This window comes from Winogradskyella sp. 266wxhm (assembly GCF_058964685.1).
Window position 1 is genome coordinate 1,172,696 of sequence record NZ_CM179559.1, and the last position, 13,877, is coordinate 1,186,572.

The following is a 13,877-nucleotide window of genomic DNA, read 5'->3' on the forward strand; positions in this document are numbered from 1 at the left end:
ATATCAAGGATTATCTTAACTCATTAATCTTACAAACATCCATATCTCCATAATCCAAGTTCTCACCTGCCATTCCCCAAATAAAAGAATAACTAGCTGTACCTGAACCAGAATGAATAGACCAAGGCGGAGAAATCACTGCCTCTTCATTACCCATCCAAATGTGTCTTGTTTCTTGTGGTTGCCCCATAAAGTGGCAAACAGCTTGATCTTCTGGAACTTCAAAATAGAAATAAACTTCCATTCTTCTGTCGTGCACGTGAGCTGGCATAGTATTCCAACTACTTCCTGTTTTTATGGTTGTCATTCCCATTTGTAACTGGCACACATCCACAACACTGTTTACGATGTATTTTCTCAATGTTCTTGCATTTGCAGTTTCTGCAGAACCCAACTCTATAACCTCAACATCATTAGTTCCTATTTTTTTGTTTGGGAATTTTTTATGTGCAGGTGTAGAGTTTAAATAGAATTTAGCTGGCTCACTAGCATCTTTGCTAGAAAACTCAACATCTTTATTTCCCTGACCAAGATATAAGGCTTCCTTATGATCTAACTCATAAGTATCTCCATCTACAGTTATAACTCCAGAACCACCTACATTGATAATTCCTAATTCTCTCCTTTCTAGAAAAAATGATGATTTAAGTGGATCTATCGTTTCTAGTTTTATCTTTTTGTTAACTGGCACAAGTCCTGCTACCATAAACCTGTCGTAATGCGTATAAACCCATTCCAACTCATCTACTTTCATCATATTTTCAATCAAGAATTCATCACGTAATTCTTGCGTGTCATACTTTTTTACTGCTTGTGGACTTGATGCGTATCTTGTCTTATAATTGGTCATAATTTTTTTAAATTGTAATCGATTACACAAATATATAAAGAAATAATTTAAAACCTATTTTAGAAATTGAAGAATATAGATTTCGTTTCTAAAAATAAGGAAAATATATTTTAGGATTTTACCTCTCATATTAAAAAACCATTACAATATTAAAAGAACAATTTTTAGTAGTGACCTCATCATAAAGCAATACTAAGTGAACATAAGTTTAAAAAACGTAGAAAATAATTAACTCATAAACTGCGCTACTTATTTTCAACCCGTAAAGTATGTTAAAACACCTATAACTACTATAACTAGCACAACTGATAATATAACATCAATTGTATCAAAGCTGTCTTTATTGTCTTGTTGTTGTCCTTCTGACAATGTACCAAAGGCTAAACCTTTTATTCTTTCATAATTTGGTGCTTGTGTTGCTAAACTTACCGACACACATATTATTATTGAAAATATGAACATGAAAATTGCCATATGAGCAAAATTGATTGTTGCAAAAGTATGAGCTACACCAGATAAGCTTTCGACACTTAATTCTGCAGCAATACGTAATACAGCTACAACCAAACCTGACATTAAAGTCACAATTGCTGCTTTAGCATTAACACGTTTCCATAAAATACCCAACACAAAAACTGCGGTTATAGGTGGTGCTATATAAGATTGAACACTTTGAAGATACTTATACAAAGTACCGCCACCTATTTTCTCCATAATTGGTATCCAGATAATACCTAAAACAACCACAATAGCTGTTGCAATTCTTCCTATTCTAAGAAGCTTTTTCTCTGGCATATCTGGTTTTAACTTCTTATAAATATCTATAGTAAATATTGTTGAGCACGAATTAAACACCGAAGCCAAAGAACTCATCAATGCAGCCATCAATCCACCTGCTACTAATCCTTTTAAACCCGTTGGCAGTAATGTTTTAACCATTACAGGAAATACTTCATCTGCTCTATCATAACTTAAAACCCCTTGTTTTGAAAGTGCAAAAGCTATGATACCAGGAATTAAAAAAATGAAAATCGGTAAAATCTTCAAGTAAGCACCAAAAATAGCTCCTCGTCTTCCAATCTTTATGTTTTTTGCGGCCAAAGTACGTTGTACAATATACTGGTCTGTACACCAATACCAAACACCTACTACAGTACCTCCAAACAATAAACCTGTCCACGGAAAGTCTGGATCGCTCATTGGCCTCCACATATTAAAATGTTCAGAGCCAACTGTAGCTCGCAATTCACTCCATCCACCAACTTGTTCTAAACCTAAATAAGTTATAATTACAGAACCAAGAATTAAAATAACCGTCTGAAGAGTTTCGGTATAAATTACAGCTTTCATACCGCCAACAATGGTGTATAAACCTGTAAACACAACAATACCTATGGCTCCATACCAAAAAGGAATACCTAATAGTTCTGAAACTACAATACCACCTGCATATATTGTTACCGAAACTTTGGTAAGTACATAACCCACTAATGAGAAGACAGACAAAAACCATCGCGATCGTGTATCGAAACGTTTTTCTAAAAATTCTGGCATTGTAAATGCTCCACTTCTTATGTAAAAGGGTAAAAATAACCACCCAAGTAAAAGAACAATCCAAGCATGCAATTCATAATGGGCCATTGGCATTCCTGACTCTGCACCTGTACCTGCTAAACCAACCACATGTTCTGATCCGATATTTGAAGCAAAAATTGAAGCACCAATAACAAACCAACCCACGTTTCTACCTGCAAGAAAATAATCCTCGGTATTCTTATTTTTCTTTAAAATCACCCAAACTGCTACAGCTATGAGTGCTAAAAAATACAGTCCTAGGACTACCCAATCTAACCCATTAAGTATGCTATTCATTTATTAAATGTATTGGTTGATAATATTTTCGAAAAGTTCTTGTTTTCCACTCTTAAGCTTTAACTCTCCATTTTCATGAGCTATATCATATAACGCTTCTAAATTCAGTTTCCCTTGTTCAAAATCCTTTCCTTTACCAGAATCAAAAGAACTATAGCGTTCCTCACGAAGCTTTTTATAAGGAGATGATGACATAATCTTATCTGCTGTAATTAGTGCACGTGCAAAAGTATCTGCACCACCAATATGCGCGTGGAAAATATCCTCTAAATCCGTTGAGTTTCTTCTTATTTTTGCATCAAAATTCACACCTCCACCTTGAAGTCCACCTGCCTGTAAAAACACAAGCATAGCTTCTGTTGTTTCAAGTATATTATTTGGAAACTGGTCTGTATCCCAACCATTTTGATAATCTCCTCTGTTAGCATCTACACTACCTAACATTCCTGCTTTTGCTGCCACTTCAAGCTCATGCTGAAATGTGTGTTGCGCCAATGTTGCATGGTTGACTTCAATATTTATTTTAAAATCTTTCTCTAAACCATATTCTCTTAAGAAGCCTATAGCGGTAGCGGTATCAAAATCATACTGATGCTTAGAAGGTTCCATTGGTTTAGGTTCAATAAAGAAAGTTCCTGTAAACCCTTGCTTTCTTGCATAGTCTCTCGCCATAGTTAAGAATTGAGCCATATGATCTAACTCTCTTCCCATATCTGTATTTAGCAAAGACATGTAGCCTTCACGACCTCCCCAGAACACATAATTTTCACCGTTGAGAGCCATAGTAGCATCTAAGGCTAATTTAACTTGCCCACCTGCTCTAGCTACCACATCAAAATCTGGATTGGTTGCAGCTCCATTCATATATCTTGGATTTGAAAAACAATTGGCTGTTCCCCAAAGAAGCTTGATTCCTGTAGCATCCATTTTAGGTTTGATATAATCCACTATTTGAGATAAACGCTTTTCAGATTCTGCAAACGTTGCACCTTCTTGAACTAAATCGTAATCATGAAAACAGAAATAGTCAAATCCCATTTTTGAAATAAATTCAAACGCAGCATCAGCTTTATCTTTTGCAGCCTGTATTGGATCTGAAGCTTGGTCCCATTCAAAATTTTGCGTACCTGGACCAAATGGATCTGCCCCTTGCCCACAGAATGTATGCCAGTAAGCTATAGCGAACTTAAAATGTTCGCGCATAGTTTTTCCAGCCACCACTTTGTCTGGATCATAATATTTAAAAGCCAAAGGGTTATCGGATAAATGCCCTTCATATTTTATTTTATCTATTCCTTTAAAGTATTCTTTCATCTCTTTATTATTTTATGTTTTTTATTTAATTATTTATATCTATTTTCTAAATATTGAACCCATGAATCATAGGCATCTTTATACTGTTGTTTATCCGTTAATGGATAGTAAGTCAATACCTTTTCATTTTCAGAAAAAGCAGATTCTAACGTTTCAAAATCTTTGTTGGCAACACCTGCTGCTCTAGCAGCACCCACAGCACCTGTAGAATCCATAATATCTATTTTGGCATTTGTTAATGTTGCTATTGTTTTTGAAAATATTTCAGAGCGGAACAAATTATCATTTCCAGCTCGTATTCTTGAAACTTCTACGCCATCTTCCTTGAGGATATTTATGCCGTACACAAAAGCAAAAGCAATACCTTCTAAAGCTGCTCTAAAAAGATGTTGGCTTTGATGTTTATTGAAATTTAAATTAAATATTGACGATCCATTATTTGTGTTTTCTAGCATACGCTCCGCTCCATTACCGAAAGGTATAATTCGTAAACCATCAGATCCTACAGGAACTCTAGCTGCAAGCTCATTGATATCATTATAACTAGAGCTTGATGCCAATTGACTTTTCATCCAGCTGTATTGAATACCTGCTCCATTAATGTTTAAGAGTTTGCCAATAACAGGCTTTTCTTTCGTATAATTTACATGGGCAAAACTATTTATCCTAACACTTTCCTTAGAATCCGTTCTGTCTGTCAATGCATAAACAACACCGCTTGTACCTCCGGTAGCTGCAATTTCACCAGGATTTAGCACGTTTAAAGACAAGGCATTATTAGGTTGGTCCCCAGATCTGTAAAGTACTGGTATGCCTTCTGGCAAACCAATTTCTTTTGCTGCTTCTTTATTCACTAAACCTTGGTCTGAGAATGTCGGAACAATTTCCGGAATTAAATCGGTACTAATACCAAAATGCTCAAAAAGCCATTCGGCAGGTTTGTTTTCTTTAAAATCCCACATAATGCCTTCAGAAAGACCCGATATAGTCGTTGTTGGTTTACCCGTTAACTTTAACGATATAAAATCGCCTGGTAATAAAAACTTATAAATTTTACTGTAAACTTCAGGTTCATTTTCCTTAACCCATTTTAGTTTTGACAAGGTGAAATTCCCAGGAGAATTCAAAAGATGTGAAATACATTTTTCTTTTCCAACTTCAAAAAAAGCTTGATTTCCTATATTAACAGCTCTACTATCGCACCAAATTATCGACGGTCGAAGTACATTATGATCTTTATCTACTGTAACGAGTCCATGCATTTGATAAGCAATACCAATACCTTTTATTTGGCTTGAGCTGACTCCTGTTTCTGTCAAAAGTTTTTCAGTAACCTTTATAATATTTTTCCACCACAATTCCGGTTGCTGTTCTGCCCAACCTGTCTCTAGGGAAATAATTTTCATCTCATTTTCAGGATAATTGGTAATACCAATAGATTGTCCGCTTGAAGCATCAACTAAAGCAGCTTTTACCGAAGAGCTCCCCAAATCATATCCTATATAATATGCCATTACTTATTTTAATTTCGTTCTATTTGATTGAGTTTATTAATTTCTCTCTACTTTTTGATACTAAGATAAAATCTTTTCATTAGTATAAGGCTCTATTGTTTGAATGCTACCATCATCATTATATGCAATTTCTGCCACTTTGATTGACCTTAGATGCGTAACCCCTTTTGAAAGTGACGAATCATGATAGAACAAATACCATTTTCCTTCAACCTCGCAGATAGAATGATGGGACGTCCAACCTACTACTGGATTTAGAATTCTCCCTCTATAAGTAAATGGACCATAAGGATTATCGCCTATGGCATAGCAAATAAAGTGTGTATCTCCTGTTGAATATGAAAAATAGTACTTTCCATTATATTTATGTAGCCATGCAGCTTCAAAAAAACGTCTTTCATTATCTCCCGCCAATAGCAAATCTCCGTTTTCATCGAGGATTTCAATCTCCTTTGGTTTTTCAGCAAACTCTAATAAATCATCGGTCATTTTTGCAACAAAAGGCAATAATGCTGGTTCATCATCCTTTGGCAAATGCGCTGTTGGACTTTCTGGTTCTTCAGCATTAAAACTTCCCGTTCTCCAACGTTGTAATTGTCCGCCCCAAATTCCACCAAAATACATATAATAACTGCCATCTTCATCTTCAAAAACTGCTGGATCTATTGAAAAACTATCCTTTATGGCTTCTGGTTGAGGCTTGAATGGTCCTGTTGGCGAATCGCTAACTGCTACACCAATTCTAAAAATACCATCATAACCTTTAGCTGGAAAATACAAATAATATTTCCCGTTTTTGTGTGCTGCATCTGGTGCCCACATTTGCTTTTCTGCCCAGTCTACGTCATTGACATGTAGTACTAAACCATGGTCTACAGCTTCAGCATCAACAGTATCCATAGAAATCACGTGATAATCTTCCATTGCAAAATGACTTCCTAAATCATCAAATGCTTCACCTGCATCAACATCATGTGATGGATAAATATATATTTTCCCGTTAAAATAATGTGCAGAAGGATCTGCTGTGTATATGTGCTTTACCAAAGGCTGAGAAATGGCCTTTTTATTTAATTCTTCAAAATCTATATGATCAATACTATCTTCTGGCATAATGTCTTTTCTATTTATTTAAAATCGTCTTGCTTTAAGTTCTGTTTCTATTTGAGTTTCCATCTTTTTATTTATTTCATAAAAAAACAATAAACCAGCTCCTATTAAAAATGGTATAGCTGGATAAATACTCACCAACATTTTTGTTCCATTTATTGCCGTTGCTGATTGGGTTTCTAAACCGGCATCATAACCATAGCTATTTAATATAGATGCGACCAAGGCACTACCAATACTTAGTCCAATTTTTAATCCTACCATCATTGCTGAAAAAATAATAGCTGTTGCTCGACGATTGGTTTTCCATTCGGAAAAATCAGCAACATCCGCAATCATAGCCCAAAGTATTGGAATGGTAATACCATAAAAGAAACCATGAAAAATTTGAGACACAAACATAAATTTTACTGACTCTGATGGGAAGAAGTAAAACAGTAAAATAAACAATGTTGAAATGAAAAGGAATATTCCAAAAACATCGCGTTTACCATATTTATCGGCCAGTTTTTTAGAAAGTCCTATTCCTACTATCATAAAAATTATTCCGCCAGCGTTGAATAAACCAAATCCTGCTGAAACGGGATTATCACCAAATAATGTTTGACCTAAATCACTACTCAACACAGGACTTAAAAAGTTTGCCAAAGCATCTTTATCTACATAATTCTCAAAATAATAGACATAAGAACCGCCTTTCATGGCTAACGTTATAAATATCAAAGTAGTTAAGGTTAACATGATTAACCAGGGTCTATTTTTAATTAAATCTTTAAGGTCTTCTGCTAAGCTAGATTTTTGTTCTGGCTTAGGTATTACTCTTTCTTTTGTAGTAAAAAAGGTTATTAGTAACATTATTGTTCCTATAACGGCCAGCCATGTCATTACTTTTTCAATACCAATAGCTTTATCGCCTCCACCAACAGTTTCTATAATAGGTAGCATAAATACCTGCACAAAAAATTGTGCGAACATTACAGCTACAAAACGATACGCAGACATACTATTTCGTTCTGACATATCACCTGTAATTACACCACTCAAGGCTGAATATGGCAAATTGTTGGCTGCATATAACAATAACAACAAGGTATAGGTAACTACAGCATAAATTACTTTTCCTTTGTATGAGAAATTTGGAGTACTAAATGCCAATAGCGCTATAACACCCAATGGAACAGCTGTCCATAATATCCAAGGACGAAATTTTCCCCATTTAGAATTAGTTCTATCTGCAATTGCACCAATTATAGGATTGAATGCAAATCCTGCAACAAGACCAACGGTTAAAATAATTGCAGATGCATGATTGTTCTCTAACCCATATATATCAGTATAGAAGTATGCCAAGTAGGTTACCAATGTTTGAAAAACCAGATTAGCCGCTAAATCTCCTAAGCTATAACCGACTTTCTCTAGTACTGATAATTTTTGTGATTCTTTATTCATTTTAATTAGTTTAGTTCGTTTAATGATGCATCACTATTCGGAAAAGTGACTTTGAGGTGGACCTAAATAACTTTTAGGCAAGCTATTTTCTGAAGTTTCTATGACGATTTTTTGAAGTACCAAACCTTCATCTACTCTAAAATAATTTAGGGTATGATTTCCAATTTCATTAATCTCAAATTCAGTAGTAATAACTTTAATATTATCACCAACATCATTATGCCAATTGCTAGGTACTTTTCCGTTGTAATTAAATATTAGTGAGTCCGAATCATAGTTTACTAATGTTGGTTTTTTATCATTAAAAGATAAACCGTAATACATACCTTCTCTTGTAGAATAGTTAATTGTAGGCGAAAAATAAGCGTGTACCTTTATTGTTCCTTTACTTTTGAAGTAAACATCATATGATAACTTTGGCGAATTAGAAGTTAACTCTACTCTACCTTTTTTAATAGGTAACGAAATTACTGAAGATCCTGTTTTTCCTAAATTTTCAACTGTCTTCCACTCAAAAGATTCTGGCTCTGATTTATCAGTGAAATTTGTAGCTTCTATTGAAATGTAATTATTGCTTTCAACAAACCCTTTTGCTCCATTAGGGATTTCTATTTCAGCATCGTTTTTTTCTTCTTCTACAGTATTGTATTCTGTGTTTTCCTCGACAAGTGTTGTCTCTGGAATATTATTATATCTTGGTGAATTCCAATAGGTGTAACCAATATGGGTTTGAGACATCATACCATTCCATTTTCCTCCGGCTAACTCTTCATGATAGTATTTTGTGATTAAGGAGTCCTTCACAAACAACTCTTCTACTTTTTTAGCATAATCGTTTGCTAACGGATTACCTTGTTCTGCATACCATTTATTTTTTTGAGCAGCTACATACAACTCATTTAAATTTGCACTTGCCTCTATTGGATGCTCAACTAAATGGTAATAAGCATCATAATATTCTTTTGGTAATTTTTGTTTTAGATCCTGAACTTCCTTTAGCAAAGTGTTATAGTCTTCAACTATTTTATCGGCTTCATTGAAGTTAGTTAGACTATACATATAGTCATTAAGTTGTTCTGGTTTTCTTCTTGCGTTAAACTTGGTATATTTTTTTACAAATTCACCTATTACTTCAGCATGTTCTTTACCGAATTGTTTTGCTGCCCATTGTGTGTAGTAATCTTGAAGGTTATCTGCCGTCCATTTATCTGGATTCCAAGCATAATCTAGAAAAAATTCAATAGGAAATTCCATTGGTTTTATATCACCAACATTTACGACCCATACATTTTTCACATCATGTTCGTAAGCCAAGTGCATTTGTTCCCAAACGCGCTCAATTTGTGTTGTATTAATCCACTTGTAACTTCTTGGTCCACCAACATAATCGAAATGATAATAAATACCGTAGCCACCTTCTCTAGGTTCAGCATCTAAAGCAGGAAGTTTTCTTATGTTTCCCCAATTATCATCACAAAATAATAAGGTAACATCATCTGGCACTTTCATTCCTTTGTCATAATAATCTTGAACTTCTTTGTAAAGCGCCCACATTTGCGGTGTTTCTGAAGCTGGTTTCCCTGTTACTTCTTCAATAATTTCACGTTGAGCAGCCACAACTTCCTCTAATGTTTCAATAGCAGTATCTTCACTCATAGCCTCATCTCCATCACCTCGCATACCAATGGTTACAAGTGCTTCTTTATCTCCTTTTCTTTCCATTCCTTCTGTCCAAAACTTTTTGAGATTTTCTGGATTAGTAGAATAATTCCACTCACCTTCTCCAAATCGACTCCATTCTGCATGGGCACGTGTTAAAGGTTCGTGATGAGAAGTGCCCATAACAATTCCATATTCATCTGCTAAAATGCCATTTTGAGGATCGTCTTCATAAAACATTCTTGGTTGCCACATGGCAGGCCAAATGTAATTGCCTTTCATTCTTAAAATAAGCTCAAAAACCTGATCGTAAAATTCAGAATTAAAATCTCCGTATTTTGGATAAACCCAACTTGTTAGTGCAGGTGCTTCATCATTTATAAATATACCTCTGTATTTTACTTTTGGAGTACCTTTAGTGTGCTTGCCTCTTTTTATGAAAACATTTTCCTTTTTCTTAACAGGAACATCTGCCCAAAAATATAATGGAGACACTCCCATTTCATAAGACATATCGAACATGCCATATATTGTTCCGCGTTTATCACTTCCGACAATAACTAATGCTTCATCGACACCTTCAAATGGATTTTTTACGGTTTCGATTAAAAATGTTTCCCATTTTCCTTTTATGGAAGATACATCTAGTTTTTTATCTGCAACCAACTTATCTATTAATTCGGATTTACCTATTGTTCCAACGACTATAGCATTTCCTTGCGATGGGATTGTATTTGTTATTAATTCTGGTTTTACCGAAGTCACTCGTTCTATATCTGTTCGGAATTTTTCAGCGATTTTTAAAACTCCAGAATAATCATTTTTATCTAAAAAAATTGAGGTTGCGTTTTTAGTATTAACTACAGGAAAACCTGAATTAGGTTGTACGTAAGATTGAAATAATTCGTCTTCACTAACCTCTTCACTATTTTGCTCACAAGAGAGCGAGAACAAGGATATTAAAAATAAAAAAAGCTTAATAGATTTCATATGTTGTTACCATTTATCAGTTTTAAAAGGTGAAGCTGGTAATTCTTCTTTATTGTACAAATTGGCTTCGTCAGGATTATCTGCCCAAGCATACCTAACGGCTACTGGGTTTGTAATACTTGGGTTTGTAACTATTACTTTATCTCCTTTTATTTCTGCTTTTGCCCAAACAAATTTTTTATCTGCACCAGCTATTGCAAACTCTTTTAACTCGCCTCCTTTAGCCATTAAACCACTACCTGTATTTTCAAATTCTAAAATAATCTCATTCTCTTGTACTTCATATGACTTAAGTATTGGGCCAGAATACACAACTTCAGAGTCTTTATAGGCTATTTTTTTAGCTGCTAAAGCCAATCTTTTGCCAACATCTTTTTTATTTAGAGGATGAATATCATTCCATTCACCAATATCAATAGTAACAGCCATAGCGGTATTTGGAAGAGATAACGTTTTTAACTGTGCATTTCTCAATTCAGCCCAACTACTTTCAGTTGGTGTATCATTAGCCTTTAAGTAGTTAGCCAGCTGAACAAATAAAAACGGAAGATTATCTTGGTTGAATTTCGCTCTCCAGTTTTCTATTAAGCATGGGAAAAGTGTTTCGTATTCCTTTGGATTTTTAACGTTAGATTCTCCTTGATACCAAATTACACCTTTTAATTCGTAATTTAATAATGGTGCTATCATCGCATTATATAAACCTGTAGGTTTCCAGCGAATAAAAGTTTGACTGGCTTTTGCGGGCATATCAGCTCCCAACTTATAATTCCATGTACCTTTTAAATCAATCGTGTCTTTTTCTGAGGTTATGCGATAAGGTTTATCTTCATAAAAACCACCATTTCCACTTTCATTGATAACTCTAACGGTAATGTTGTTTTCACCTTCAACCAAAAGATCTTTTGGAATTGTATACCATCTTGGTGGATACTTATATCCTGTAGTACCAACAAAGGTTCCATTAACATAAACAGAATCTGAATCGACAACTCTACCAAGCTCTAATGACAACGATTGATTTAGCATTGACTTTGGCACATCTATATCTTTCCTAAACCATACCACACCATGTTTGTCGCCAAGTTCTTCATCAATCCAATAGCCTGGCACTTCCATTTCATCCCAGTTTGATATGTCTAAATTCTTGCTATGCCAAGGAGTGTCTTTATTACCTATATCCTTTTTATGAAGTGTATAATGCCAATCTTGCCAGTGATTGTTATCATGATTTTGAATGGAATCTATTAGCTCATCATTTTTAAATTGTTGCAATTCATTAAAATAATGTGGGAATTTTTTTAGTTCATCTTCGCTTAACCAAGATTCGGCAGGTGAGCCACCTAAACTCGCATTTATTAAACCTATAGGCACCTGATAGGTATCGTATAATTCTTTAGCAAAAAAATAGGCAACGGCAGAAAAATCTGAAATAGTTTCTGGACTAACTTCTTGCCATTTTACTTTTTCAATATTTTGTTGTGGCTGCTTAAAATTATAACGTTGTGGAATTTCAATATAATGTATTCTTGAATTTTGAGCTGTCGCAATTTCTTCTTTATACAAAGGTTTTACTCTTCGCATAGGCAATTCCATGTTTGATTGCCCTGAACAGAGCCACACATCACCAACGAATATATTATTTATTGTTATGGTGTTTGTGCCTGAGATTACCATTTGATATGGTCCGCCTTCTTGTAAATCTTTTAAAACCACCATCCACTCTCCATCTGAGTTGGTCTTAGTTTCAAGATTTATGTCATTAAAATCTACGGTTACCCTTTCATTTGGTGAAGCCCAACCCCAAACTTTAACCTCAGCGTTACGCTGAAGTACCATGCCATCACTAATAAAGCTTGGCAGTATTACCTCAGCACTTAAGCCATAACATGTCAATAAAAGACTTAATGTGAATACTATTTTTTTCACCAAAATCATTTAGAATCTGATTTCAATTTTATAAGTGAATGATATGCTTTTTTCTTTTTGTTGTTTCTATCAAATAATAAAGGATAGTTGGTTCTACCTTCTATTGGCCAATCATTTTTCCAAGAGTTACCATCGTTAACTCCCCAAAATGTCACTCTATTAATTTTATCTTTATGCTTCAGGAAAAGCTTAAAGATATCTTCGTAACGTTTTGCCAATTGATCTTGTATTGAATCTGGTAATTGCTTTGGATAAGGATTCATTGTTGGGTCAGTGCTTTCAAATTTCACATTAACATCTGCACCTGAAAAATCCCACGGCATTGGTATTACCGAAACATCTAGTTCTGTAATATCAACTTTAATTCCTAATTCTGCATATTGTACTATACTGGTTTCTATTTCTTCAATGCTTGGACTATTCAAATCCCAATGACCTTGCATACCTATTCCATCTACTCGCACTCCTTGTTCTTGCATTCTTTTTATAATTCTTATAGCACCAGCACGTTTGTTAGGATTAGTCATACTATAATCATTATAAAATAACTCTACTTCAGGATCTGCTTTTTGAGTGAGATTGAAGGCTAAGGACAAATAATCTTCACCCAGAACATCTAGAAAAACTGTTTTGCGTAAAGTACCATCATCATTTAGTGCTTCGTTAACAACATCCCACGCATCAATCTTTCCTTTATATCTACCAACTATTGTATTTATATGGTCTTTTAAAACTTCAACCATTGCTGTACTATCTGATATCTCCTTAAAAAACGGTGACAACTGACTATGCCAAACTAAAGTGTGCCCTTGAATGTGCATCTCATTTTTTTCTGCCAAGGCTACAAGTTTATCCGGTAAATCAAAGTTATAAGTATCTTTATTAGGATGAATTAATAAAGACTTCATAACGTTTTCTGGAGTTACGCTATTAAACTCACCACTTATCAATTTATTTTGAATAGAGTCTTGCTCTTCTATCTGACTTGCATTTAGAGCTACACCAATCAGAAAATCTTCTTTATAGGCATCTTTTAAACCTACACTGTTATCTTTTTCAACTTCTTCTTTTTTTTGCTCACAACTGTTTAAAATCAATAGGCTTAAAAACAAAGCAAAATAGTGACTTACATTTTTCATCTTAGTTATTTTTTTGCACAAATGCAATCGGTTGCGTAAATATAAAAAAAA

9 protein-coding genes are annotated in these 13,877 nt (G+C 34.5%); all 9 read right to left on the reverse strand.

The genetic code is table 11. The annotated features are described in order from the left end of the window. Window positions 1-10: 10 nt before the first annotated feature. A complete protein-coding gene (gene kduI / locus AC2H4K_RS05225; protein WP_281138728.1) occupies window positions 11-850 on the reverse strand; it encodes a 5-dehydro-4-deoxy-D-glucuronate isomerase in 840 nt (279 codons plus the stop codon). A gap of 255 nt (window positions 851-1,105) precedes the next feature. Further along, a complete protein-coding gene (locus AC2H4K_RS05230; protein ID WP_281138729.1) occupies window positions 1,106-2,722 on the reverse strand; it encodes a sodium:solute symporter in 1,617 nt (538 codons plus the stop codon). A 3-nt stretch (window positions 2,723-2,725) separates the two neighbouring features. Further along, complete coding sequence (gene xylA / locus AC2H4K_RS05235; RefSeq protein ID WP_281138730.1) at window positions 2,726-4,036, reverse strand: xylose isomerase; 1,311 nt, start codon at window positions 4,034-4,036, stop codon at window positions 2,726-2,728. Between the two features lie 29 nt (window positions 4,037-4,065). Further along, window positions 4,066-5,550: a xylulokinase gene (locus tag AC2H4K_RS05240; protein ID WP_281138731.1), complete on the reverse strand. Its 1,485-nt coding sequence runs from the start codon at window positions 5,548-5,550 to the stop codon at window positions 4,066-4,068. 60 nt (window positions 5,551-5,610) lie between these two features. Then, complete coding sequence (locus tag AC2H4K_RS05245) at window positions 5,611-6,663, reverse strand: glycoside hydrolase family 43 protein (protein WP_281138732.1); 1,053 nt, start codon at window positions 6,661-6,663, stop codon at window positions 5,611-5,613. An 18-nt stretch (window positions 6,664-6,681) separates the two neighbouring features. Continuing rightward, the gene (locus tag AC2H4K_RS05250; protein ID WP_281138733.1) at window positions 6,682-8,109 is read right to left on the reverse strand and encodes an MFS transporter; all 1,428 of its coding nucleotides are present in this window, start codon (window positions 8,107-8,109) and stop codon (window positions 6,682-6,684) included. A gap of 33 nt (window positions 8,110-8,142) precedes the next feature. Continuing rightward, the gene (locus AC2H4K_RS05255) at window positions 8,143-10,758 is read right to left on the reverse strand and encodes a glycosyl hydrolase 115 family protein (protein WP_281138734.1); all 2,616 of its coding nucleotides are present in this window, start codon (window positions 10,756-10,758) and stop codon (window positions 8,143-8,145) included. A gap of 6 nt (window positions 10,759-10,764) precedes the next feature. Beyond that, window positions 10,765-12,696 carry a sialate O-acetylesterase gene (locus tag AC2H4K_RS05260; protein WP_493742944.1) on the reverse strand — a complete coding sequence of 644 codons (1,932 nt, stop codon included), beginning with the start codon at window positions 12,694-12,696 and terminating at the stop codon, window positions 10,765-10,767. Continuing rightward, window positions 12,693-13,826 carry an endo-1,4-beta-xylanase gene (locus AC2H4K_RS05265; RefSeq protein WP_281138736.1) on the reverse strand — a complete coding sequence of 378 codons (1,134 nt, stop codon included), beginning with the start codon at window positions 13,824-13,826 and terminating at the stop codon, window positions 12,693-12,695. Before AC2H4K_RS05265 ends, AC2H4K_RS05260 begins: the two co-directional genes overlap by 4 nt. Window positions 13,827-13,877: the final 51 nt, after the last annotated feature.